20 protein-coding genes are annotated in these 24,040 nt (G+C 60.0%); 18 read left to right on the forward strand and 2 right to left on the reverse strand.

Annotation, left to right across the window (positions count from 1 at the left end):
* The 10 genes from CHB90_RS21835 to CHB90_RS21880 all read left to right on the forward strand — a co-directional run.
* A partial coding sequence (locus CHB90_RS21835) for a transposase domain-containing protein (protein ID WP_141135944.1) occupies positions 1-291 on the forward strand: 291 nt, incomplete at its 5' end.
* Between the two features lie 31 nt (positions 292-322).
* Complete coding sequence (locus tag CHB90_RS21840) at positions 323-814, forward strand: putative pterin-binding protein (RefSeq protein ID WP_141135945.1); 492 nt, start codon at positions 323-325, stop codon at positions 812-814.
* A 9-nt stretch (positions 815-823) separates the two neighbouring features.
* Positions 824-2,650, forward strand: coding sequence for an ATP-binding protein (locus CHB90_RS21845; protein ID WP_089279926.1), 1,827 nt, complete (start codon positions 824-826; stop codon positions 2,648-2,650).
* A 28-nt stretch (positions 2,651-2,678) separates the two neighbouring features.
* Complete coding sequence (locus CHB90_RS21850; protein ID WP_089279927.1) at positions 2,679-3,239, forward strand: lipoprotein N-acyltransferase Lnb domain-containing protein; 561 nt, start codon at positions 2,679-2,681, stop codon at positions 3,237-3,239.
* A 57-nt stretch (positions 3,240-3,296) separates the two neighbouring features.
* Positions 3,297-3,518 carry a hypothetical protein gene (locus tag CHB90_RS21855; RefSeq protein ID WP_141135946.1) on the forward strand — a complete coding sequence of 74 codons (222 nt, stop codon included), beginning with the start codon at positions 3,297-3,299 and terminating at the stop codon, positions 3,516-3,518.
* Positions 3,519-3,825: 307 nt separating this feature from the next.
* On the forward strand, positions 3,826-4,344 hold the full coding sequence (rplJ, locus tag CHB90_RS21860) for a 50S ribosomal protein L10 (protein WP_089279929.1): 519 nt from the start codon (positions 3,826-3,828) through the stop codon (positions 4,342-4,344).
* A gap of 74 nt (positions 4,345-4,418) precedes the next feature.
* Positions 4,419-4,799 (forward strand): 50S ribosomal protein L7/L12, encoded by a 381-nt coding sequence (rplL, locus tag CHB90_RS21865; RefSeq protein ID WP_089279930.1) that lies wholly within the window; start codon positions 4,419-4,421, stop codon positions 4,797-4,799.
* A 595-nt stretch (positions 4,800-5,394) separates the two neighbouring features.
* Positions 5,395-9,531 carry a DNA-directed RNA polymerase subunit beta gene (gene rpoB / locus CHB90_RS21870; protein ID WP_089279931.1) on the forward strand — a complete coding sequence of 1,379 codons (4,137 nt, stop codon included), beginning with the start codon at positions 5,395-5,397 and terminating at the stop codon, positions 9,529-9,531.
* 74 nt (positions 9,532-9,605) lie between these two features.
* On the forward strand, positions 9,606-13,856 hold the full coding sequence (gene rpoC, locus CHB90_RS21875) for a DNA-directed RNA polymerase subunit beta' (protein ID WP_089279932.1): 4,251 nt from the start codon (positions 9,606-9,608) through the stop codon (positions 13,854-13,856).
* A 143-nt stretch (positions 13,857-13,999) separates the two neighbouring features.
* A complete protein-coding gene (locus tag CHB90_RS21880; protein WP_141135947.1) occupies positions 14,000-14,740 on the forward strand; it encodes a hypothetical protein in 741 nt (246 codons plus the stop codon).
* A gap of 22 nt (positions 14,741-14,762) precedes the next feature.
* On the opposite strand, the gene CHB90_RS21885 is transcribed toward CHB90_RS21880, so the two are convergent.
* Entirely contained in the window at positions 14,763-15,569 is an 807-nt protein-coding gene (locus CHB90_RS21885) for a putative rhamnosyl transferase (protein ID WP_089279934.1), read from the reverse strand.
* A 366-nt stretch (positions 15,570-15,935) separates the two neighbouring features.
* Here CHB90_RS21885 and rpsL point away from each other — a divergent pair, with 366 nt between their 5' ends.
* From rpsL to CHB90_RS21925, 8 genes are all read left to right on the forward strand, one after another.
* Positions 15,936-16,307 carry a 30S ribosomal protein S12 gene (gene rpsL / locus CHB90_RS21890; RefSeq protein ID WP_005862801.1) on the forward strand — a complete coding sequence of 124 codons (372 nt, stop codon included), beginning with the start codon at positions 15,936-15,938 and terminating at the stop codon, positions 16,305-16,307.
* Positions 16,308-16,320: 13 nt separating this feature from the next.
* Positions 16,321-16,791, forward strand: coding sequence for a 30S ribosomal protein S7 (rpsG, locus tag CHB90_RS21895; RefSeq protein WP_089279935.1), 471 nt, complete (start codon positions 16,321-16,323; stop codon positions 16,789-16,791).
* A 26-nt stretch (positions 16,792-16,817) separates the two neighbouring features.
* Positions 16,818-18,935: an elongation factor G gene (gene fusA, locus CHB90_RS21900; RefSeq protein ID WP_089279936.1), complete on the forward strand. Its 2,118-nt coding sequence runs from the start codon at positions 16,818-16,820 to the stop codon at positions 18,933-18,935.
* 106 nt (positions 18,936-19,041) lie between these two features.
* The gene (gene tuf, locus CHB90_RS21905; RefSeq protein ID WP_089279937.1) at positions 19,042-20,217 is read left to right on the forward strand and encodes an elongation factor Tu; all 1,176 of its coding nucleotides are present in this window, start codon (positions 19,042-19,044) and stop codon (positions 20,215-20,217) included.
* Between the two features lie 170 nt (positions 20,218-20,387).
* Complete coding sequence (rpsJ, locus tag CHB90_RS21910; RefSeq protein ID WP_089279938.1) at positions 20,388-20,693, forward strand: 30S ribosomal protein S10; 306 nt, start codon at positions 20,388-20,390, stop codon at positions 20,691-20,693.
* 13 nt (positions 20,694-20,706) lie between these two features.
* Entirely contained in the window at positions 20,707-21,519 is an 813-nt protein-coding gene (gene rplC / locus CHB90_RS21915) for a 50S ribosomal protein L3 (RefSeq protein ID WP_089279939.1), read from the forward strand.
* On the forward strand, positions 21,516-22,133 hold the full coding sequence (gene rplD, locus CHB90_RS21920; protein WP_089279940.1) for a 50S ribosomal protein L4: 618 nt from the start codon (positions 21,516-21,518) through the stop codon (positions 22,131-22,133). The genes rplC and rplD overlap by 4 nt, the downstream gene beginning before the upstream one ends.
* Positions 22,130-22,426 carry a 50S ribosomal protein L23 gene (locus CHB90_RS21925; RefSeq protein WP_089279941.1) on the forward strand — a complete coding sequence of 99 codons (297 nt, stop codon included), beginning with the start codon at positions 22,130-22,132 and terminating at the stop codon, positions 22,424-22,426. Before rplD ends, CHB90_RS21925 begins: the two co-directional genes overlap by 4 nt.
* Positions 22,427-22,556: 130 nt before the next feature.
* Here the strand turns inward: CHB90_RS21925 and CHB90_RS21930 are convergent, their stop codons facing one another.
* Positions 22,557-23,921: an IS5 family transposase gene (locus tag CHB90_RS21930; protein WP_089279942.1), complete on the reverse strand. Its 1,365-nt coding sequence runs from the start codon at positions 23,919-23,921 to the stop codon at positions 22,557-22,559.
* Between the last annotated feature and the right edge of the window lie 119 nt (positions 23,922-24,040).

Genomic DNA, 24,040 nt, shown 5'->3' on the forward strand with positions numbered 1-24,040 from the left:
CTCGGCCGCATGCCCAAAGCCCGGGCCTATCTGAAAAACGGCCAACTCGAGCTGGACAACAACATCTGTGAGCGGTCAATCAGGCCGCTGACTCTCGGGCGCAAGAATTATCTCTTCATGGGATCGGAAGGTGGTGGCAAGGCTGCCGCGATCGCCTACTCCCTCATCGAAACCGCCCGCATGAACCGCATCGATCCGGAAGCCTGGCTGACATGGGTGCTGGCCCACATTGCCGATCACAAGATCAACCGCATCGACGAACTCGCGCCGTGGAATTGGCAGCCACGTTGAATGTCAACGGCGGTCACGCCGGACGGATACTTTGCGCGTTATGCTGTTCTGCCTGTTTTCTGCCGTGGCAAGCTTGCCCTCCGTTGCATTGGACGTTCCGAATGGACCGCCGATCCTGACTGTCAGCGGTGACATCGGCGCGACCAACGCTGGTGACGCGGCAGTGTTCGATCGCGCAATGCTTGAGGCGCTCGATTGGCAGCAGATTGAAACATACACACCGTTCACGGACGGGCCGCAACGGTTTGCAGGCCCGACGCTGGCCTCGTTGCTGGAGGCGATTGGCGTCGACACGGGCACGCTCATGGCTACGGCATTGAACGACTTCTCGATCGGTATTCCGGTGTCGGACGCAGGCGTGTATGACGTTTTGCTTGCGCTTGATCACAATGGCCAGGCGATGCGGACGCGCGAAAAGGGTCCGATCTGGGTCATCTACCCATCGGACAGTGCCGACGTGATCGACGATGAACTCGGGTCGCGCATGATTTGGCAGCTGAACCGCATCCAGGCACAGCGATAAGGCGGGGCCATGGTGCGGTGGCTGCAGGACAACGCGCGCGCGTTACGGGCACTGACGGCGCTTTGCGTCGCGGTGGCGCTGGCTGTGCTCCTGTTCGTCGTCGAGCAGGCCCATGTCAAGAACCGCGCAAAAACGGTTCATATTGTGACTGCCGGCCTTTGGTCGATGAGCGAACTGCATTTCGAAAGCCAGCGGACGGTGTCCTCAATTGAATCCCATTGGGCAGGGCGGTCAGACCTCGCTGACGTCAGGCTGCGGTTTGATATCCTGTGGAGTAGGGTGGAGGTCGCAGGACGGGATGCCGCCCGTCTGGGCCCCGTGTTTGACAAGGTCATGTCAGAGTATGCCGCTTTACTGGCGGTCAACGATTCTTTGATCAACGGTGCGGATCCGCCGGACCGCATCCAGCTCGAAGAATTCGTCGAGGCGCTGTCCGGACTCACTCTGGAGTCTCGTCGGGTTTGGTCGATCACCTTCGGCGTTCGCGACCCGGTAGAGCGGTTCGCCAGCACCACGGCCGAGAAGATTGATCAAATGCGTATCCAGTGGGGGGCTTTCTCCCTCATCGCGATCCTACTCACCTATGTCTTGGCCGAGGTCTATTTCGCCAATCGTGGCCAAAGGAGGGAGGCGGTTTTGCGGCGTGAGGCGGCGGATGCGAATGCTGCCAAGACCCGGTTTCTGGCAAATGTCAGCCATGAAATCCGGACGCCTTTGAACGGAATTCTGGGGATGGCATCGGAACTGTCCGAAACCACCATGACGGACGACCAGGCAAGCTGTCTGCATGTGATTGAACAGTCGGGGGCCGTTCTGCTGGGCACAATCAACGATGTGCTGGACCTGTCGCGCATCGAGGCCGGACAGCTTGGTGTGGATGAGCGTCCTTTTGTTTTGCATGATCTCGTCGCTTCGGCCTGCGCCCTGTACAGCGCGCGCGCGCGTGAAAAAGAATTGTATCTCACACTGGATATTCAGGCGAATTTGCCGCCCATTCTCATGGGGGACGACATTCGCATCCGCCAAGTGCTGCATAACTTGATCGCCAATGCGGTGAAATTCACGCGCGAAGGCGGCGTGAAGGTGCGGGTGCGCCCCGATCTAGCGGGCCGCCGATTGGTGATTGCGGTACAAGACAGCGGCCTTGGAATTGATCGCAAGGCGCAGGCACGCATCTTTGAGCCGTTCATGCAGGCCGATTCGAGCATCACCCGCCAACACGGCGGCAGCGGGCTGGGACTGACGATCTCTCGCCAGCTTTGTCAGGCCATGGGCGGTGACCTGATGGTTGTGAGCCGACCGGGTCATGGCGCAACGTTCTTTTGTGATTTGCCGTTGCGTGTGGCCAGCGCCGAAGAAGCCAATCAGGTCCGTTCCGAACCTGCTGCTGTGCCGGAGCTGGACGGAATGCGGATCATGGTGGCCGACGACAATGCCACCAACCGATTGATCCTGTCGCGCTTTTTGGCCAAGACGCAGGCGCACCCGGTGTTTGCGGACACCGGCCAGGTGGCGGTCGATACCCTCCGAGAAACGCCTTGCGAGGTCATCCTGATGGATGTCCAGATGCCGGTGATGGACGGCGTCGCAGCCACCAGAATCATTCGCGACAGGGAGGAGGCCGAGGGGACGACACCTGCGTTCATCGTCGCGGTCACGGCCAATGTCCTGAGCCATCAGGTTTCAAGCTATCGCGCGGCCGGCATGGACGAGGTGCTGAGCAAACCTGTGTCAAAGCGCGATTTGCTGGCCTTGCTGGGCCGGCAGTTTCCGAAATGGACCGGCCCACAGTCTAACAATACAAAGAGTGCTGCGGTGCACAGCGCGTCTTCCTGATGGCGCAACCTTAGGCTAGAGCGTCTCTATGAAACGCGTCTTGCTATTGCTGCCCTTGCTTCTGATCGGCGGGCTTTACCTCAACTGGCAGTTGACGCCGGCCTCGCATGATCGCGACTGGCGGGATGACTACAGCCGCCTTCCAAAGGTGACGAAACAGGGCAGCCGCTTCCGTGTCGTGGACATTCGCAACTGGGACTATGCTGCAGATGGCACGATCGCGCGGCAGGACTGGATCACGGGTGACATAGATCCGGACACGCTGGAACAAGCCTATTTCCTGCTTGAACCCTTTGGCGCCGTTGAGGCTATCGCACATACGATGCTGGCCTTTTCGTTTGCGGATGGCACTGCCTATGTCGCTTCGATCGAGGCGCGTCGGGAAAAGGGAGAGGCCTATAGCGCCGCCAAGGCCGCTGTGTTGCCGATATTTGAATACATGTTCGTCTGGACAACAGAACGCGACATGTACGGGAACAGCGAATTTTATGCAGGTGATCAGCTGTACCTCTACCCGCTGTCGATTCCGCTGGAGCAACAAAAGGCAGTCCTGACGGCGATGCTGGAGGAGACTGGTGAAATTGAATAGTCGCCGCGCTGGTACAATACGTTGTTCTCCAATTGTACCAACGTGTTGGCCCGGACCGTGAACAAGCTGGATGCCGGGGCGGTACCATTTGACATAGCGTGGTTTCTGCCGGGCTATTCGGATGAATTCCTGTACGAAAAAGGGTTTCTGGCGCAAGCCGACAGTTTTGAGGCGGCACACCGGATGGCTCATATCTCTCCTTTGATCCGTGAGCTGTACCAGATCGCGGATCCGGCCGCGTTTTCTCAGGCGCTGCGCGCGGCTCAAAGGCGCGATTGAGCAGTTTTTTCGACCCCTACGGCAGAGCCCCCTTGGCACCACCCGCAAGAGTGATAAAGGGAAGGCCTGCATGAAACTTTCGATTCGTCGGAATTGACATGTATTCGTCCGAGACGGTGGGTTGGCTTTGGCCTGTAAGTCCTGCCTGAGACGGGAAGAGACATCTTTGCGGAACGGCATCCCCGTTCCCGACGGACGGGCCCCGGCCAATCCGTGATGCGTCGACCCTTATCGGACATTCCGTCCGGGGCCATCCCCCGGGCAAAATGAGCCGGAGGGTCCGCCCTCCAACAACTGGAGTGAAACTGTGGATAGAGCTCAGAAAGAAAAGGTGGTCGAGGAACTCGGCCAGATCTTCGAAAGCTCTGGCGTCGTGGTGGTGGCCCGCTACGAAGGTCTCACGGTTGCCGAGATGACGGACCTGCGGGGGCGCGCAAGCGCTGCCGAAGCTTCGGTCCGCGTCGCCAAGAACAGGCTCGCCAAGATCGCCCTCCAAGGTTCGCCCTGCGAAAGCATCGGCGACCTGCTGGGCGGCATGACCGTTCTCGCCTTCTCCGAAGATCCTGTGGCTGCGGCCAAGGTCGTCGAAGATTTCGCCAAGGATAACAAGAAATTCGAAATCCTTGGCGGGAACATGGGTGGAACGGCTCTGGACCGGGCCGGTGTCGAGGCCGTGTCGAAAATGCCGTCGCGTGATGAGCTTATTGCTTCGATCGTTGGCTGTATCGGCGCACCTGCTTCGAACATCGCCGGCGCCATTGGCGCACCTGCTTCGAACATCGCCTCCATTCTCTCGACCATCGAAGAGAAAGCGGAAGCGGCGTAAGGCACACCGAAACGACTTGCGTAGGGAACGTTCCCTGACGTCGGAAAACACATCTAAACGGAAAGAGTCTCAAAATGGCTGATCTTAAAGCACTTGCAGAGCAAATCGTCGGTCTGACCCTGCTCGAAGCACAAGAACTGAAAACCATCCTCAAGGACGAGTATGGCATCGAGCCCGCAGCCGGTGGCGCGGTCATGATGGCAGGTCCCGCTGACGGCGCTGGCGCCGCAGCCGAGGAAGAAAAGACCGAATTTGACGTGATCCTCAAAGCCGCTGGCGACAAGAAGATCAACGTCATCAAAGAAGTCCGCGGCATCACCGGCCTGGGCCTGAAAGAAGCCAAAGAGCTGGTCGAAGCCGGCGGCAAGGCTGTCAAAGAAGGCGTTTCCAAGGACGAAGCCGAGGAAATCAAGAAAAAGCTCGAAGCGGCTGGTGCCGAAGTCGAAGTCAAGTGATCGCCGGGAGGCGCTGTCTCCCAGTCTCATTGCAACGCCTCCGGGATCCCCGGGGGCGTTTTGCATTTGGCGTGCGTGGCCGCAACGACGCATTTTTACCGGCGCGGAATCGGGGAAAATGCTTCCCAGCTTGACGATCGGATCAGTTTTTGCCATTCTCGCAGGATGTGGAAAACGCGAAACCCCGCTGTGGGTCTTGCGTTCGCGTGCTTAACCGAATATTCGGAAGTCTCCTGCGGGGTCGAGCGATTCGAGTCCGCTTTCGCTTTTGGTTTGACGAGGTGTCGACACGCAGCATTGAAATGTCAGCGCATCGTTCCCATCTCGCACGGCTCCCCCGGAAATCACGGAAAAGCGCCGCGCTTGCGTCGCCTGGGCACACGATCTGACATCGTTGAAAGCCGATTGTACCAGTCTTGGCAAGCCCCTCGGCTCTGAGGGGTTTTCCAAGGCAGGGCATACTGGATCGAGAGGCGCGTGGTGGGACGCGCGCCGAGAATGGATCCGCTTGTCTGTCATCACTGACGCGCGCGATACCGTGGCCCCCGACGGTATGGACGTGCGGACAGAGAACATTGAAAGGGTGGCTCCACTCATGGCGCAAAGCTTCCTCGGTCAGAAACGCCTCCGTCGTTATTACGGCAAAATCCGCGAAGTTCTTGAAATGCCGAACCTCATCGAGGTTCAAAAGTCCAGCTACGAGCTGTTCCTGAAGTCCGGTGACCAGCTTCAGCCGCTGGACGGCGAAGGCATCAAGGGTGTGTTCCAGTCGGTCTTCCCGATCAAGGATTTCAACGAAACGGCAGTTCTGGAGTTCGTGAACTACGAACTGGAAAAGCCCAAGTACGACGTCGAAGAGTGCATGCAGCGCGACATGACCTACAGCGCACCGCTGAAGGTCACCCTGCGCCTGATCGTGTTCGATATCGATGAGGACACCGGCGCAAAGTCGGTCAAGGACATCAAGGAACAGGACGTATTCATGGGCGACATGCCCCTGATGACGCCCAACGGCACCTTTGTCGTGAACGGCACTGAGCGGGTCATCGTCTCCCAGATGCACCGTAGCCCAGGCGTGTTCTTTGACCACGACAAGGGCAAGACGCACTCCTCGGGCAAGCTGCTGTTTGCCTGCCGGATCATTCCCTACCGCGGGTCGTGGCTCGATTTCGAATTTGACGCCAAGGACATCGTCTTTGCGCGCATCGACCGTCGCCGCAAGCTGCCTGTGACGACCCTGCTCTACGCCCTTGGGCTGGATCAGGAATCGATCATGGACGCCTACTATAACACCGTGAACTTTGAGTATCGCCGGGGCGAAGGCTGGGCGACCAAGTTCTTCCCCGAGCGTGTGCGTGGCACTCGCCCGACCTTTGATCTGGTCGACGCGGACAGCGGAGAAGTGATCGGCGAGGCGAGCAAGAAAGTCACTCCGCGTGCGGTCAAGAAGCTGATCGACGAAGGCAAGGTGAAGAACCTGCTGGTGCCGTTTGAGCATATCGTCGGCAAATACGTCTCCAAGGACATGATCAACGAAGAAACCGGCGCGATCTATGTCGAGGCCGGGGATGAGTTGACGTGGACCGTTGACAAGGACGGCGAAGTGTCCGGCGGCACGCTGAAAGAGCTGCTGGATGCGGGCGTGACCGAGATCCCGGTTCTGGACATCGACAACATCAACGTCGGTCCGTACATGCGCAACACCATGGCCGCAGACAAGAACCTGGGCCGTGACACTGCGCTGATGGACATCTACCGGGTCATGCGCCCGGGTGAGCCGCCCACCGTCGAGGCCGCCTCGGCCCTGTTCGACACGCTGTTCTTTGACGGCGAGCGCTATGACCTGTCCGCCGTTGGCCGCGTGAAGATGAACATGCGCCTGGCACTGGAAAAGCCCGACACCCAGCGCACGCTGGACCGCGAAGACATCGTCAAGTGCATCAAGGCACTGGTCGAACTGCGCGACGGCAAGGGCGACATCGACGACATCGACCACCTTGGCAACCGCCGGGTGCGGTCCGTTGGCGAGTTGATGGAAAACCAGTACCGTGTTGGCCTGCTGCGCATGGAGCGCGCGATCAAGGAACGCATGTCGTCGGTCGAAATCGACACGGTGATGCCGCAGGATCTGATCAACGCGAAACCGGCGGCTGCTGCCGTGCGTGAATTCTTTGGCTCTTCGCAGCTGTCGCAGTTCATGGACCAGACCAACCCGCTCTCTGAGGTGACGCACAAGCGTCGTCTTTCGGCGCTTGGACCGGGCGGTCTGACGCGGGAGCGCGCAGGCTTTGAGGTGCGCGACGTGCACCCGACCCACTATGGCCGGATGTGCCCGATTGAAACGCCGGAAGGCCCGAACATCGGTCTGATCAACTCGCTGGCCACCTTTGCCCGTGTGAACAAGTACGGCTTTATCGAAACGCCTTACCGAGTGGTCAAGGATCGCCACGTCACGGACGAAGTCCACTACATGTCCGCGACCGAGGAAATGCGTCACACCGTGGCGCAGGCCAACGCGAAACTGGATGAGAATGGCCGGTTCGAAAACGATCTGGTCTCGACCCGGAAATCGGGTGACTACACCTTGTCCCCGTCGGACAACGTGGACCTGATCGACGTGTCGCCGAAACAGCTGGTGTCTGTTGCGGCTTCGCTGATCCCGTTCCTTGAAAACGACGACGCCAACCGCGCCCTGATGGGTTCGAACATGCAGCGTCAGGCGGTTCCGACCCTGCGGGCCGAGGCGCCGCTGATCGGCACCGGCATCGAAGAGGTCGTTGCCCGCGACTCCGGCGCGGCTGTCATGGCCAAGCGGGCCGGCATCATCGACCAGGTCGACGCGCAGCGGATCGTGATCCGGGCGACCGAAGATCTGGAGCTGGGTGACGCGGGCGTCGACATCTACCGGATGCGCAAGTTCCAGCGGTCGAACCAGAACACCTGTATCAACCAGAAACCTCTGGTGAAGGTGGGCGATACGGTGCTCAAGGGTGAGGTCATCGCAGACGGTCCGTCGACCGATATCGGTGAACTGGCGCTGGGGAAAAACGTGATCGTCGCGTTCATGCCTTGGAACGGCTACAACTATGAGGACTCGATCCTGATCTCTGAGCGGATCGCCAAGGATGACGTGTTCACCTCTGTCCACATCGAGGAATTCGAAGTGGCGGCGCGCGACACCAAACTTGGGCCCGAGGAAATCACGCGCGACATCCCCAACGTCGGCGAGGAAGCTCTGCGCAACCTCGACGAGGCGGGTATCGTCTACATCGGTGCCGATGTAGAGCCGGGCGATATTCTGGTGGGCAAGATCACGCCCAAGGGCGAAAGCCCGATGACACCGGAAGAAAAGCTGCTGCGCGCCATCTTTGGCGAAAAGGCATCGGACGTGCGCGATACCTCGCTGCGGGTCAAGCCGGGCGATTACGGTACGGTCGTCGAAGTGCGGGTGTTCAACCGTCACGGCGTCGAAAAGGACGAACGAGCCCTGCAGATCGAGCGTGAAGAGATCGAGGCGCTGGCCCGTGACCGGGACGACGAACTCGCCATCCTCGACCGCAACATCTATGCGCGTCTGAATGGCATGATCCTTGGTAAGACCGCCGTGAAAGGCCCGAAAGGCGTCAAGTCGAACTCGGAGATCAACGAGGATCTGCTGAGCACTCTGACCCGTGGTCAGTGGTGGCAGCTTGCCCTTGCCGAAGAAGAAGACGCCAAGCACGTCGAGGCCCTGCACGAGCAGTACGAGATCCAGAAGCGCGCGCTTGACGCGCGGTTCGAGGACAAGGTCGAAAAGGTCCGCCGTGGCGACGATCTGCCCCCGGGCGTGATGAAGATGGTCAAAGTGTTCATCGCGGTGAAGCGCAAGCTGCAGCCGGGTGACAAGATGGCCGGTCGTCACGGGAACAAGGGTGTGGTCAGCCGCGTGGTGCCGATGGAGGACATGCCGTTCCTCCGCGACGGTACGCCGGTCGACTTCTGCCTCAACCCGCTGGGTGTTCCGTCGCGGATGAACGTTGGTCAGATCCTTGAAACCCACATGGGCTGGGCCGCGCGTATGCTGGGCATCAAGGTCGATGAGGCATTGCAGGAATATCGCCGCTCCGGTGATCTGACCCCGGTGCGCGAAGCGATGCGTATTGCCTACGGCGATGAGGTCTATGACGAAGGTCTGGCACCGATGGGCGAGGGCGATCTGCTCGAGGCCGCAGGCAACGTCATCGGCGGTGTGCCGATTGCGACGCCGGTCTTTGACGGCGCCAAGGAAGCAGACGTGAACGATGCGTTGCGGCGTGCGGGCTTTGACGACAGCGGCCAGTCCGATCTCTTTGATGGCCGCACCGGTGAGCAGTTCTCGCGTCAGGTGACGGTGGGTGTGAAATACCTGCTCAAGCTGCACCACCTTGTCGACGACAAGATCCACGCGCGTTCCACTGGTCCCTACTCGCTTGTTACGCAGCAGCCGCTGGGTGGTAAGGCGCAGTTCGGTGGTCAGCGTTTCGGCGAGATGGAGGTCTGGGCGCTGGAAGCCTACGGCGCCGCCTACACCCTGCAGGAAATGCTGACGGTGAAATCGGACGACGTGGCAGGCCGGACCAAGGTCTACGAGTCGATCGTCAAGGGCGAAGACAACTTCGAGGCCGGCGTGCCGGAATCGTTCAACGTTCTCGTCAAAGAGGTCCGGGGTCTGGGCCTCAACATGGAACTCCTGGATGCGGAGGAGGACGAGTAAGGCCTTCGCGCCTTGCTCAGGGGGCGGTTCGCCGCCCCGCCTTCCCCGCTTCCCTCTGAATTTGTGAGGACTACATGAACCAGGAACTGACCAACAACCCGTTCAACCCTGTTGCACCGGTTAAAACCTTCGACGAGATCAAGGTCTCGCTGGCCTCCCCCGAACGGATCCTTTCGTGGTCTTTTGGTGAGATCAAGAAGCCCGAAACCATCAACTACCGCACGTTCAAGCCCGAGCGTGACGGCCTGTTCTGCGCGCGCATCTTTGGCCCGATCAAGGATTACGAATGCCTCTGCGGTAAATACAAGCGCATGAAATATCGCGGCGTTGTCTGCGAAAAATGCGGTGTCGAAGTCACGCTGCAAAAGGTCCGCCGCGAACGCATGGGCCACATCGAACTGGCCGCGCCCTGCGCCCACATCTGGTTCCTCAAGTCGCTGCCCTCGCGCATTGGCCTGATGCTGGACATGACGCTGCGCGATCTGGAACGCGTTCTGTACTTTGAAAACTACGTTGTCATCGAGCCGGGTCTGACCGACCTCGCCTATGGCCAGATGATGAACGAAGAAGAGTTCAACGACGCGCAAGACCAGTTCGGCGCGGACGCGTTTTCGGCCAACATCGGTGCCGAAGCGATCCGTGAGATGCTGGCCGCCATCGACCTTGAAGCCGAGGCAGAAAACCTGCGCGCGGATCTCAAGGAAGCCACTGGTGAGCTGAAGCCCAAGAAGATCATCAAGCGTCTGAAGGTTGTTGAATCCTTCCTCGAGTCCGGTAACCGGCCCGAGTGGATGATCATGACCGTGATCCCGGTCATTCCGCCCGAACTGCGCCCGCTGGTGCCGCTGGACGGTGGCCGCTTTGCGACCTCTGACCTCAACGACCTGTATCGCCGCGTGATCAACCGGAACAACCGCCTCAAGCGGCTGATCGAATTGCGCGCACCTGACATCATCGTCCGCAACGAAAAGCGGATGCTGCAGGAATCCGTGGATGCGCTGTTTGACAACGGTCGCCGTGGCCGCGTCATCACGGGGGCCAACAAACGTCCGCTGAAATCGCTGTCCGACATGCTGAAGGGTAAGCAGGGTCGCTTCCGTCAGAACCTTTTGGGTAAGCGCGTCGACTTTTCCGGTCGTTCGGTCATCGTGACCGGCCCGGAACTCAAGCTGCACCAGTGCGGTCTGCCCAAGAAGATGGCGCTGGAGCTGTTCAAGCCGTTCATCTATTCGCGGCTGGAGGCCAAAGGCCTGTCTTCGACGGTCAAACAGGCGAAAAAGCTGGTCGAGAAAGAGCGCCCCGAAGTTTGGGACATCCTGGATGAGGTCATCCGTGAGCACCCGGTTCTGCTGAACCGCGCGCCCACGCTGCACCGTCTGGGCATCCAGGCATTTGAGCCGATCCTGATCGAAGGCAAGGCGATCCAGCTGCATCCGCTGGTCTGTTCGGCTTTCAACGCCGACTTTGACGGTGACCAGATGGCCGTACACGTCCCGCTGAGCCTTGAGGCCCAGTTGGAAGCGCGCGTCCTGATGATGTCGACCAACAACGTCCTGTCGCCCGCCAACGGCGCACCGATCATCGTTCCGTCTCAGGATATGATCCTTGGTCTGTACTATGTGACCATCGCCCGTGACGGCATGGTTGGCGAAGGCATGGTCTTTTCGTCGCCTGAGGAAGTCGAGCACGCACTCAACGCGGGCGAGGTACACCTGCACGCCAAGATCAAGTGCCGCGTCAAACAGATTGACGAAGAAGGCAGCGAAGTCTGGCAGCTTTGTGAATCGACGCCGGGCCGCGTGCGGCTTGGTCAGCTTTTGCCGCTGAATGCAAAGGCCCCGTTTGAGCTGGTCAACCGCCTGCTGCGCAAAGGCGACGTGCAGACTGTCATCGACACCGTCTATCGTTATTGCGGTCAGAAAGAGTCGGTCATCTTCTGCGACCAGATCATGCGTCTGGGTTTTGTCGAAGCGTTCAAGGCGGGCATTTCGTTCGGCAAGGACGACATGGTCATTCCCGACAACAAGTGGGAACTGGTCGATGAGACACGCGATCAGGTTAAAGACTTTGAACAGCAGTACATGGACGGCCTGATCACTCAGGGCGAAAAGTACAACAAGGTCGTGGATGCTTGGTCGAAGTGTAACGACAAGGTCACCGAGGCGATGATGAACACCATCTCCGCGCGGCGTGAGGACGAGAACGGCGCCGAGATGGAACCGAACTCGGTCTACATGATGGCCCACTCCAAGGCCCGTGGCTCGGTCACCCAGATGAAACAGCTGGGTGCCATGCGCGGCCTGATGGCCAAGCCGAACGGCGACATCATCGAGACGCCGATCATCTCGAACTTCAAGGAAGGTCTGACCGTTCTTGAATACTTCAACTCGACTCACGGCGCCCGTAAGGGTCTGTCGGACACCGCTCTGAAGACGGCTAACTCGGGTTACTTGACCCGCCGTCTGGTTGACGTTGCGCAGGACTGCATCATTCGCATGAATGACTGCGGCACTGATCGCGCGATCACCGCCGAGGCGGCGATCAACGACGGTGAAGTTGTCGCCACGCTGGGCGAGCGTATCCTTGGCCGTGTGGCTGCGGATGAGCTGGTGCACCCGGAAACGGGTGAGGTGCTGGTGCGCGAAGGCGAGCTGATCGACGAACGTACTGCGGATCTGGTCGAGGACTCGGGCATGCAGACGGCGCGCATCCGCTCGCCGCTGACCTGTGAGGCTGAAGTGGGCGTTTGCGCCACCTGCTACGGGCGTGACCTTGCCCGCGGCACCAAGGTGAACACCGGCGAGGCCGTCGGCATCATCGCGGCGCAGTCGATCGGTGAACCCGGTACACAGCTGACCATGCGGACCTTCCACATGGGCGGCGTTGCGCAGGGTTCGTCGCGCTCTTTCCTTGAGGCGAGCCAGAACGGTAAGATCGTCTTCGCCAACCCGGGCACGATCACCAACGCCGCAGGCGAAATGATTGTGATGAACCGGAACATGCAGATCCTCATCATGAGCGATCAGGACGAAGAGATCGCATCCCACAAGATGGGCTACGGCTCCAAGCTGTTTGTGAAAGAGGGCCAGCAGGTCAAACGGGGCGACAAGCTGTACGAATGGGACCCCTACACCCTGCCGATCATCGCCGAAAAGGATGGTATCGCCAAACACGTGGACCTTGTGAACGGCCTGGCTGTGCGTGAGGAAACCGACGATGCCACCGGCATGACCCAGAAGATCGTGATCGACTGGCGCGCTGCACCCAAAGGCAATGAACTCAAGCCCGAGATCATCCTGATGGATGCGGACGGTGAACCGCTGCGCAATGACCAGGGCAACCCGATCAAGTACACCATGTCGGTGGACGCGATCCTGTCCTGCGAAGATGGCCAGGAGGTCAAGGCCGGTGACGTTGTTGCGCGTATCCCGCGCGAAGGTGCCAAGACCAAGGACATCACCGGTGGTCTGCCGCGTGTGGCCGAACTCTTTGAGGCACGTCGCCCCAAGGATCACGCCATCATCGCGGAAATCGACGGCTATGTGCGCTTTGGCAAGGACTACAAGAACAAGCGTCGGATCAGCATTGAACCGGCGGACGACAGCCTTGAGCCCAAGGAATACATGATCCCCAAGGGCAAGCACATCCCGGTCGCCGAAGGTGATTTCATCCAGAAGGGTGATTACATCATGGACGGTAACCCGGCCCCCCACGATATTCTTGCGATCATGGGGATTGAGGCGCTGGCCAACTACATGATCGACGAAGTGCAGGACGTCTATCGCCTGCAGGGCGTGAAGATCAACGACAAGCACGTTGAGGTCATCGTTCGCCAGATGCTGCAGAAATGGGAGATCCAGGATTCTGGTGACACCACGCTGCTGAAGGGTGAGCACGTCGACAAGATGGAGTTCGACGAAGCCAACGCCAAGGCCGAGAAAAAGGGCGGTCGTCCTGCCAAAGGCGAACCGATCCTGCTGGGCATCACCAAGGCGTCGTTGCAGATGCGGTCCTTTATCTCTGCCGCCTCCTTCCAGGAGACGACACGCGTCCTGACCGAGGCATCGGTGCAGGGCAAGAAGGACACGCTGATCGGCCTCAAGGAAAACGTTATCGTGGGCCGCCTGATCCCGGCGGGCACTGGCGGCGCGACCCAGAAGGTGCGCAAGATCGCACAGGATCGCGACAACGTGGTGATCGAAGCACGCCGCGAAGAGGCCGAGGCGGCCGCAGCGCTGGCTGCTCCGGTCAAGTCGGAAGAGGATGTTGTGGGCGGGGATGAGTTTGACACTCTGATCGTCGACACGCCGGAAAGCCGCGAATAAGCGACTTTCGGATTGGACTATCGATGGCCCCCGCAGAAATGTGGGGGCCATTTTCGTTTTGGCGACACTGGTCATCCAACCCGATGGCGCATAGCCTTTTGAAAATGGATTTCGGAAAGGACGGGGCTGTGGGGGACAAGATCATGAAAAGGGTATTCGCCTTGGTCGTCGCAACGCTGGTCTGGGCCATGCCCGCAATGGCCCAGGCAATTCCGGATTTCGACCCGTCTTATGTGCCCAGCGCGTTCCGTATGGAGAGCTACGCCAAATGCGGGGTGCGCGCCGCCGCTGATCCGTCCTGGCCGACTTCTCATCGCCGCTATGTGGATACCAACGGAAAGCCTGCCGACAAATACACTCATAATCTGGGGGCGGAGTACTGGGAGCGGGACAAGCGGCTTGGTTCTCGGTTTACGGCCAATCCCAATGTCCTGATCACCTTGACATGCAACGACACCAAACTGAGACAGAAGTTCTTTGATGGCATGATTCAAACTCTTTATGACGGCGCCCGAAAAGTGCGCGGCGCACGGTGGGGGAAACTCAGCCATTTTGACGCGCCGGGATTGGGCCGGGTGTCCTATTACATCGGATCGCGCAAGACCGATGGCGTGACAGATGTGGCGCATGCTTATTTTCAGCACCGGGGCCGCAACGTCAGCCTGATGATCCAGATCGGCCGCACGTCTGAACGGTCTGGAGCAGGGCGCAAGGTGCGGGCCGGGAAAGTGGTGGAATTGGCCGACAACAACGGCAAGGTGTTCCGCTTTCGCCTGACACGACCGGCCAAGCAACTGCCGCTTGGCAATGTAGGCTACATCCGCACAGAGGCGGAGAACCAGGCCTTTATCAAGACCATCCTGCAATCACTGCGGGCTATGTAGGCGGCGGGGTCGCGGGGGCCGTTCAGGCGCCGGAAAACACCTGCCGGACGTGGTTGGCGTCAATCGCCAGCCGTGCTTTCAGCTCTGCCTCTCCGGTTGCGTCCAGCCGGGGCAGGGGGACCGGTTTGACGTGCCTTTTCTGGCGCGAGTCGTTGTGGTCATTGTGACCGCGCAGATACATGACCGGCTGTGTAAAGGTCACAGTGGGCATGTTCTGGTTCAGCTTGTTATGGCCGAAATTCATGATCGTCTGACGGACACCGGGCCGAACCGCCATCGCCTGTGCAACGCCCCAATAGGGGGTCACCTGCACCTCGGCGCAGATGCCCTGCGCATCGGGACGTCCGACATAGCCACGGTTCCAGTCGAACCCCACCAGCCTGTGCTGAGCCAGCAAGGGCGCGCAGTCCTGCGCAGCCTGACGCAGATGGGCGACGAAATCTATTGCGACGCCATCGTCGTCGTCATGCCGGAACTGAAGACAGGGCTGATCCATGTCGCGCACCGCATTGATGACATCCTGACAGACCTGGCGATGTGGCCCCGGCGGGCGGGACACGATTACGGCCTGAGGGAAATCGCCTATAAGCTCTGCCAGACGCTCCAACCAACGCATCGGCATGGCCTCTCCGACGAGGATCACAAACAGGAAATCCGGGTCAGTCTGCGCTTTCAGCCCCGGCAGGCAGAGGCATTCAAAATGACGAAACCGCTCTTCGATGCGGGCTGGATCATACAGGTAGGCAATGCGGTCCGTCAGGCTGCTGTGCTCGACCTGAAATCCGCCCTCGGCAGGGTAGGAAAATCGGCAAAAACCGATGACTTGCATGCCTGTGTCCTTTGTGCGAAGCCGTTCTCCCTGCATGACATTGCCACCCTTGCCGGGCAACCCTGCTGACCTGTTGACAAGGCCTGCGACTCCCCCTATACGCCCGCTAATCCGTCGTGGAAATTCCATCGGCGACCTTACATAACCAAGCGGTCACGATCCGGGTTAACCGCCCCGATCCTCTGGACACCCACCGCGTCGTTCCCGTGAACAGGGGAACGCAGCGGTTTTTTGCGTCTTTGCCTGCTCTGTGGGCCGGTGGCGCGCTACATCGGAGCCCCGCTTTGAGCAGGGCGCCACGAAATGAAACTCCGCACGGGACGGCCCGTGCAGCACAAATGTGAGAAGCACGGGGAAATATCCGGAATGCCCACGATCCAACAGCTGATCCGCAAGCCGCGGCAGCCCAAAGTCAAACGCTCGAAGTCGCAGCACCTCGAGCAGTGCCCGCAAAAGCGCGGTGTCTGCACCCGTGTGTACACCACCACGCCCAAGAAGCCGAACTCGGCCATGCGTAAGGTGGCCAAGGTGCGTCTGACCAATGGCTACGAGGTGATCAGCTATATCCCGGGTGAGAGCCACAACCTGCAGGAGCACTCGGTCGTACTGATCCGTGGTGGTCGTGTAAAAGACCTTCCCGGCGTGCGTTACCACATCCTGCGCGGTGTTCTCGACACCCAGGGCGTCAAGGACCGCAAGCAGCGTCGTTCGAAATACGGCGCCAAGCGTCCGAAGTAAGAGGATATAAAACATGTCTCGTCGTCACGCCGCAGAGAAGCGCGAAGTCCTGCCCGACGCCAAGTATGGTGACCGGGTTCTGACAAAGTTCATGAACAACCTGATGTACGACGGCAAGAAATCTGCCGCCGAACGCATCGTCTACAATGCGCTTGACCGCGTCGAAGCCAAGGTCAAACGCGCCCCGGTGGAAATCTTCCACGAGGCACTGGACAACATCAAGCCGTCGGTCGAGGTGCGTTCGCGCCGCGTCGGTGGTGCCACCTACCAGGTTCCGGTCGAAGTGCGCCCCGAGCGCCGTGAGGCCCTTGCGATCCGCTGGCTGATCAACGCCTCGCGCGCTCGTAATGAGAACACCATGGAAGAGCGTCTTGCCGGCGAATTGATCGATGCCGTGCAGTCGCGTGGCTCCGCCGTCAAAAAGCGCGAAGACACCCACAAGATGGCCGACGCCAACAAAGCGTTCAGCCACTACCGCTGGTAAACCACTTCTTCTGAGGACAAGCCCCCATGGCACGCGACTACCCTCTCGAACGGTACCGGAACTTCGGTATCATGGCGCACATCGACGCAGGCAAGACCACCTGCTCGGAGCGGATTCTGTTCTATACCGGCAAATCGCACAACCTTGGCGAAGTGCATGACGGTGCTGCGACCATGGACTGGATGGAGCAGGAGCAGGAGCGTGGCATCACGATCACGTCCGCCGCGACAACCACGTTCTGGGAACGGACCGAGGACGGCGCAACGCCGGACACGCCCAAGCACCGCCTGAACATCATCGACACCCCCGGGCACGTTGACTTCACCATCGAAGTTGAGCGTTCGCTGGCGGTTCTCGACGGCGCGGTTGCCGTTCTGGATGCCAACGCGGGCGTTGAGCCGCAGACAGAAACCGTGTGGCGTCAGGCTGACCGCTACAAGGTTCCGCGGATCGTGTTCGTCAACAAGATGGACAAGATCGGCGCGGACTTCTTCAACTGCGTTCACATGATCGAAGACCGGACCGGCGCCAAGGCCGTGCCCGTCGGCATTCCGATCGGTGCCGAGACCGAGCTGGAAGGTCTGCTGGATCTCGTGACCATGGAAGAGTGGCTGTGGCAGGGTGAAGATCTGGGCGCGTCTTGGATCAAGGCCCCGATCCGCGACAGCCTCAAGGACATGGCCGACGAATGGCGTGGCAAGATGGTCGAAGCCGCCGTCGAAGAAGACGACGACGCGATGGAAGCCTATCTGGAAGGCGAAGAGCCTGACGTCCCGACTCTGCGCAAACTGCTGCGCAAGGGCACGCTGGCCATGCATTTCGTTCCGGTTCTGGGTGGCTCTGCCTTCAAGAACAAGGGTGTTCAGCCGCTGCTCAACGCCGTGATCGACTATCTGCCCAGCCCGATGGACGTGGTCGACTACATGGGCTTTTCGCCCGACGATGAGACCGAAGAGCGCAACATCCCGCGCCGTGCGGATGACAACATGCCGTTCGCAGGTCTGGCGTTCAAAATCATGAACGACCCCTTTGTCGGCTCGCTGACGTTCACCCGGATCTATTCGGGCAAGATGAACAAGGGCGACTCGATCCTGAACGCAACCAAGGGCAAGAAAGAGCGCATCGGTCGTATGATGATGATGCACTCCAACAACCGCGAAGAGATCGAAGAGGCCTGGGCCGGCGACATCATCGCGCTTGCGGGTCTGAAGGACACCACCACGGGTGACACCCTGTGTGATCCCAAAGAACCGGTGGTTCTGGAAACCATGACCTTCCCCGATCCGGTTATCGAGATCGCGGTTGAGCCCAAGACCAAGGGCGACCAGGAAAAGATGTCGGCGGGTCTGGCCCGACTGGCAGCTGAAGACCCCTCCTTCCGCGTCGAAACGGACATCGAGTCCGGTCAGACCATCATGAAGGGCATGGGCGAACTTCACCTGGACATCCTGGTTGACCGTCTCAAGCGCGAGTTCAAGGTTGAGGCCAACATCGGTGCGCCGCAGGTGGCCTATCGTGAAACCATCGGTCACGAGGTCGAGCACACCTACACCCACAAGAAACAGTCGGGTGGTTCGGGTCAGTTCGCCGAAGTGAAGATGATCATCTCGCCGACAGAGCCGGGCGAAGGCTATTCGTTCGAATCCAAGATCGTGGGCGGTTCCATTCCCAAGGAATACATCCCCGGTGTGGAAAAGGGCGTGAAATCGGTTATGGACAGTGGCCCCCTGGCTGGCTTCCCCGTCATCGACTTCAAGGTCTCGCTGATCGACGGCAAGTTCCACGATGTGGACTCCAGCGTTCTGGCGTTCGAGATCGCGGCACGGATGTGCATGCGTGAAGGCATGCGCAAAGCGGGTGCCAAACTGCTGGAACCGATGATGAAAGTCGAAGTGATCACACCGGAAGAATATACCGGCGGTATCATCGGCGATCTGACCTCGCGTCGCGGTCAGGTGTCGGGTCAAGAGCCTCGTGGCAACGCTGTTGCCATTGATGCCTTTGTTCCGCTGGCCAACATGTTCGGCTACATCAACACGCTGCGCTCCATGTCTTCGGGTCGCGCGAACTTCTCGATGCGGTTCGACCACTACGATCCGGTTCCGCAGAACATCTCGGACGAGATCCAATCGAAATACGCATAAGCCGGGTGGCGGTATCGGCGGGGAAACCCGCCGGATAAATCCGCCCTACCCACCACCGTAGGGTGGGGTTTTTCCCCACCATCCGAAACGAAGAAGGAGCCTACCTATGGGTAAGGAAAAGTTTGAACGCGGCAAGCCGCACTGCAACATCGGCACGATTGGTCACGTTGACCACGGCAAGACGACGCTGACAGCGGCGATCACCAAGTATTTCGGTGACTTCCGCGCCTACGACCAGATCGACGGCGCGCCGGAAGAAAAAGCCCGCGGGATCACCATCTCGACCGCACACGTCGAGTATGAGACCGACAACCGCCACTACGCGCACGTCGACTGCCCCGGCCACGCCGACTACGTCAAGAACATGATCACCGGCGCCGCCCAGATGGACGGCGCGATCTTGGTCGTGAACGCCGCCGACGGCCCGATGCCGCAAACGCGTGAGCACATCCTGCTGGGCCGCCAGGTCGGCATTCCCGCGATGGTTGTTTTTCTTAACAAAGTTGACCAGGTCGACGATGAGGAGCTGCTGGAGCTGGTGGAAATGGAAGTCCGCGAGCTGCTGTCCGAATACGACTACCCGGGCGACGACATTCCGATCATCGCGGGCTCCGCGCTGGCGGCGATGGAAGGCCGTGACCCGGAAATCGGCGAGAACAAGATCCGTGAGCTGATGGCCGCTGTGGATGAGTACATCCCGCAGCCCGAGCGCGCGATCGACATGCCGTTCCTGATGCCGATCGAAGACGTGTTCTCGATCTCGGGTCGTGGTACGGTTGTGACCGGCCGGATCGAGCGTGGCGTGATCAACGTTGGCGATACCATTGAAATCGTTGGTATCCGTGACACGTCCTCGACCACCTGTACCGGTGTCGAAATGTTCCGCAAGCTGCTGGATCGCGGTGAAGCTGGCGACAACGTCGGCGTTCTGCTGCGCGGCATCGATCGTGAAGGCGTTGAGCGCGGCCAGGTTCTGTGCAAGCCGAAGTCGGTGAACCCGCACACCAAGTTCGAGTGTGAGGTCTACATCCTGACCAAGGAAGAAGGTGGCCGTCACACGCCGTTCTTCAAGAACTACCGCCCGCAGTTCTACTTCCGCACGACGGACGTGACCGGCACGGTTGAGCTGCCCGAGGGCACCGAAATGGTGATGCCGGGCGACAACCTGAAGTTCAACGTCGAGCTGATCGCACCGATCGCGATGGAAGATGGCCTGCGTTTCGCCATCCGCGAAGGCGGCCGTACCGTCGGCTCGGGCGTCGTGTCCAAGATCATCGACTGATCGTCTGAGGTGTTGCCCCTCGGGGCGACACCGTCAGGATATATTCCGGGGTGCCCAGGCACCCATACTGAAGGGCGGGGTCTTCCCGCCCTACACATTCCGGGTTCGACGAGGCGGGCAGGTGGTCTGTTCTCCTCCTCTCAACCCCAACGCCAAGATAGGCTGACCCAATGAGCCAGAATATCCGTATCCGGCTGAAGGCGTTCGACTACCGCGTACTTGATGCAAGTACGCAGGAAATCGTCAACACCGCCAAGCGCACCGGTGCAACGGTCCGCGGCCCGATCCCGCTGCCGAACAAGATTGAAAAGTTCACCGTTCTGCGTGGACCGCACGTCAACAAGAAGTCGCGCGACCAGTTCGAGATCCGGACGCACAAGCGTCTGCTCGATATTGTTGACCCGACTCCGCAGACTGTGGATGCACTGATGAAGCTCGACCTCGCCGCTGGCGTTGATGTCGAGATCAAGGTCTAAGGGGGGGCTCGGTATGATGCGCTCTGGAGTGATCGCAAAGAAAATCGGCATGACCCGTCTCTTCATGGAAGACGGCAAGCAGATTCCCGTCACCGTGCTGCAGCTGGACAACCTTCAGGTTGTCGCTCAGCGCACAAATGACCAGCACGGCTACACCGCCGTTCAGCTGGGCGCCGGCAACGCCAAGGTCAAGCGCGTGAGCCAGGCCATGCGCGGCCACTTTGCCGTTGCCAAGGTCGAGCCCAAGCGCAAGGTCGTGGAATTCCGCGTCGCGCCCGAAAACCTGATCGAAGTGGGCGAGGAAATCATCGCCGACCATTACTTCGAAGGTCAGTTCGTGGACGTGTCCGGCATCACCATCGGTAAGGGTTTTGCCGGCGGTATGAAGCGCCACAACTTTGGCGGTCTGCGTGCCACGCACGGTGTCTCTGTCAGCCACCGTTCGCATGGTTCGACGGGTCAGTGTCAGAACCCCGGCAAGGTGTTCAAAGGCAAGAAGATGGCCGGTCACATGGGCTCTGTTCGTGTTACGACACAGAACCTGCAAGTGGTCCGCACCGACAGCGACCGTGGCATCATCATGATCAAGGGCGCCGTTCCCGGCCCCAAGGGATCATGGGTGACCGTCAAGGACGCGGTGAAAAAGCCTGCGCCCGAGAATGTCATTCTGCCTGCCGCTCTGATGAGCGCCAAGCGGGAAGCCATGAAAGCCGCCGAAGAAGCCGCCCGTCAGGCCGAAGCCGAAGCCAAGGCCGCCGAAGACGCGCGCCTTGCAGAAGAGGCCGAAGCTTCGATCGAGGCCGAGAAGAAGGAAGGCGAGGAATGAAACTCGACGTGATCAATCTCGACGGCGGCACCGCTGGCGAAGTCGAGCTGGACGAGGCCCTGTTCGGGCTGGAGCCGCGCGCCGACATTCTCCACCGCGTCGTCCGCTGGCAGCGTAACAAGGCGCAAGCCGGTACGCACAAGGTCAAGACCCGCTCGGAAGTGTCGTACTCGACCAAGAAGATCTATCGCCAAAAGGGCACCGGCGGCGCACGCCACGGTTCCCGCAAGGCGCCGATCTTCCGCAAGGGTGGCATCTACAAGGGCCCGACCCCGCGGTCGCACGCCCATGATCTGCCCAAAAAGGTCCGCAAGCTGGGTCTGCTGCACGCGCTGTCGTCCAAGTTCAAGGACGGTTCGCTGGTGGTGATCGAGGCGGCGGATTGCGATGGTAAGGCAAACACTCTGGCCAAGCAGGTTGCAAACCTGGGCTGGAAGCGCGCGCTGATCATCGACGGTGCAGAGCTGAGCGAAAACTTCGTCCGTGCGGCGGCGAACATCGAGGGTCTCGATGTGCTGCCCAGCCAGGGCGCAAACGTCTATGACATCCTCAAGCGCGACACGCTCGTGCTGACCAAGGCGGGTGTCGAAGCACTGGAGGCTCGGTTGAAATGAGCGCGAAGGCAGAACACTACGACGTGATCCGCAAGCCGATCATTACCGAAAAGACCACGATGGCGTCCGAGAACGGCGCAGTGGTTTTCGAAGTGGCGATCGACGCGGCCAAGCCGCAGATCAAAGAGGCCGTTGAGGCGCTGTTTGGTGTCAAGGTGAAGGCGGTCAACACCACCATCACCAAGGGCAAGCAAAAGCGTTTCCGGGGCACCATGGGTCGCCGCAAGGACGTCAAGAAGGCCTATGTGACCCTCGAAGAGGGCAACACGATCGACGTGAACACCGGTCTGTGAGTGTGGTGCCGGGCTGAAGCCCGGCCTACGGAAATTGGAGAGGCCCTCGCAGTGATGCGGGGGCCTTTTCGGTTTGGGGGTTTGCGCGTGGACAGGGTGTGGGGTGTTACAGATCAATGGGTTACAGAGTTCAGGCTGAACAACCTGATCGGTCGACGATATAGCGGTTTTCTGGCCTGATCCCGGGCATAACGGCGGCGCGGAATGCGGCCATGACGATGGACCACAAAGCCCTAAGATGGGCCAGGATTTTGCGGATGTTGTGGCCGCAGCCGCAGAGGACGGCGAAGATGGCATCGCCGAACGTCCCCTTCAGCGGGCAGCGCGACAGGCGTCCATCGGTTTTCATGTGTCCGATCTCGGGCTCGATGGCGCTGCGCCGCCTCAGAAGCGTCTTCAGCTTTGGCGTCAGTCCCCGGCGGGTGCCGCTGATCAGCACTGTTGTCGTCGATACACCGTGGCCGCGATACCCACGGTCCACGACGGCCAGTTCCGGGGTTTTACCGGTCAGGATTGCGACCTGCTCCAGGGCTTCAGACAAGGTGTGCCCATCGTAGGGATTACCCGGCAGGGCTCGCATGCCGACGACAAAACCCTCGTCGATCGTGGTGGCGAGGCTGACCTTCGTGCCGAACTCATAGCGCTTGCGCGCCTTGCCCTTCGAGATGCAGTCGACCTCGGGTTCGTGCAAGGCGTAGATCTTGCCACGGCTCTTGGGGCCTTGGTGCAGCAGGCGGCCCAGCAGAACGAGCGCGTCCAGCACGCGCTCGCGGAAGGGACTTTGGGGGATCGCATCCAACTGGCGACGTATATCTCGCAGGACACGTCCGGTGTAGCCCTTCAGCTTTTTCAGGGCCTTGCGCATGCGCTTGAATTGTCGGGCATGGGCGTAGCGCCCGATCTGCATCGCCAGGCGCGGAGCCAGGCGGTTGTAGTTCTGGCGCAGCGTGATCCCGCCTTCGTCAGCCAGGGTGACAAGCTGGCGGCGCGCCTTTTCATACAGGCGTGCGTCGGTCGGGTGGGCGATGTTCTTCTCCATCACCGTCGTGTCTACGGAAATGCGTGCGAGGCTTCCGTCATCAACGGAACCGGATGTGCGCCCAGCCTCGATCGTCTTGGTCAGCAGCCACTCGGCCCCTTCCTCGCCAATCCGCTTACGCCAGCGGGTCAAGCAGGAAGGATCGATGGGCGGGCGGTGCTGGAAGAATGTCTCGCCGGTGAAGTGCTGGTAGTACGGGTTTTCAACCCATCGGGCGACGACAGCTTCGTCGGACAGACGATAGGCGTGTTGGAGATACAGCAGCCCCGCGACCAAGCGCGGCGATGTCGCTGGCCGCCCTGTCGTGGAGGGAAAGAAACCGGCCCATTCCGTCTCGAAGAACTCCCAGTCGATCAGCTTTTCCAGTTTCGCCAATTCGTGCCGAAGATCGATCATGTCGGTCAGACGGGGACGCAGGAGATCGTCCTGCTCTTCAATGCGGGAATGAGGCTTCATCGCGGCTCCGGGATCTGCAAGGTTTCCGCACCCATCATACGAAACCCTGCAATTTCCTGCTACAGTTTTACCGGGATCACCAAACAAATTCAGATGCTTGCGACTTGTTCAGGACGAAC

The organism is Antarctobacter heliothermus, assembly GCF_900188425.1.
Lineage (GTDB): Bacteria > Pseudomonadota > Alphaproteobacteria > Rhodobacterales > Rhodobacteraceae > Antarctobacter > Antarctobacter heliothermus.

Bases quoted from the DNA above. Each gene is read 5' to 3' on its own strand.
- CHB90_RS21845 (WP_089279926.1), top strand. From the start codon at position 824: ATGGTGCGGTGGCTGCAGGACAACGCGCGCGCGTTACGGGCACTGACG.
- CHB90_RS21850 (WP_089279927.1), top strand. From the start codon at position 2,679: ATGAAACGCGTCTTGCTATTGCTGCCCTTGCTTCTGATCGGCGGGCTT.
- rplL (WP_089279930.1), top strand. From the start codon at position 4,419: ATGGCTGATCTTAAAGCACTTGCAGAGCAAATCGTCGGTCTGACCCTG.
- rpoB (WP_089279931.1), top strand. From the start codon at position 5,395: ATGGCGCAAAGCTTCCTCGGTCAGAAACGCCTCCGTCGTTATTACGGC.
- rpoC (WP_089279932.1), top strand. From the start codon at position 9,606: ATGAACCAGGAACTGACCAACAACCCGTTCAACCCTGTTGCACCGGTT.
- CHB90_RS21880 (WP_141135947.1), top strand. From the start codon at position 14,000: ATGAAAAGGGTATTCGCCTTGGTCGTCGCAACGCTGGTCTGGGCCATG.
- CHB90_RS21885 (WP_089279934.1), bottom strand. From the start codon at position 15,569: ATGCAAGTCATCGGTTTTTGCCGATTTTCCTACCCTGCCGAGGGCGGA.
- rpsL (WP_005862801.1), top strand. From the start codon at position 15,936: ATGCCCACGATCCAACAGCTGATCCGCAAGCCGCGGCAGCCCAAAGTC.
- rpsG (WP_089279935.1), top strand. From the start codon at position 16,321: ATGTCTCGTCGTCACGCCGCAGAGAAGCGCGAAGTCCTGCCCGACGCC.
- fusA (WP_089279936.1), top strand. From the start codon at position 16,818: ATGGCACGCGACTACCCTCTCGAACGGTACCGGAACTTCGGTATCATG.
- tuf (WP_089279937.1), top strand. From the start codon at position 19,042: ATGGGTAAGGAAAAGTTTGAACGCGGCAAGCCGCACTGCAACATCGGC.
- rpsJ (WP_089279938.1), top strand. From the start codon at position 20,388: ATGAGCCAGAATATCCGTATCCGGCTGAAGGCGTTCGACTACCGCGTA.
- rplC (WP_089279939.1), top strand. From the start codon at position 20,707: ATGATGCGCTCTGGAGTGATCGCAAAGAAAATCGGCATGACCCGTCTC.
- rplD (WP_089279940.1), top strand. From the start codon at position 21,516: ATGAAACTCGACGTGATCAATCTCGACGGCGGCACCGCTGGCGAAGTC.
- CHB90_RS21925 (WP_089279941.1), top strand. From the start codon at position 22,130: ATGAGCGCGAAGGCAGAACACTACGACGTGATCCGCAAGCCGATCATT.
- CHB90_RS21930 (WP_089279942.1), bottom strand. From the start codon at position 23,921: ATGAAGCCTCATTCCCGCATTGAAGAGCAGGACGATCTCCTGCGTCCC.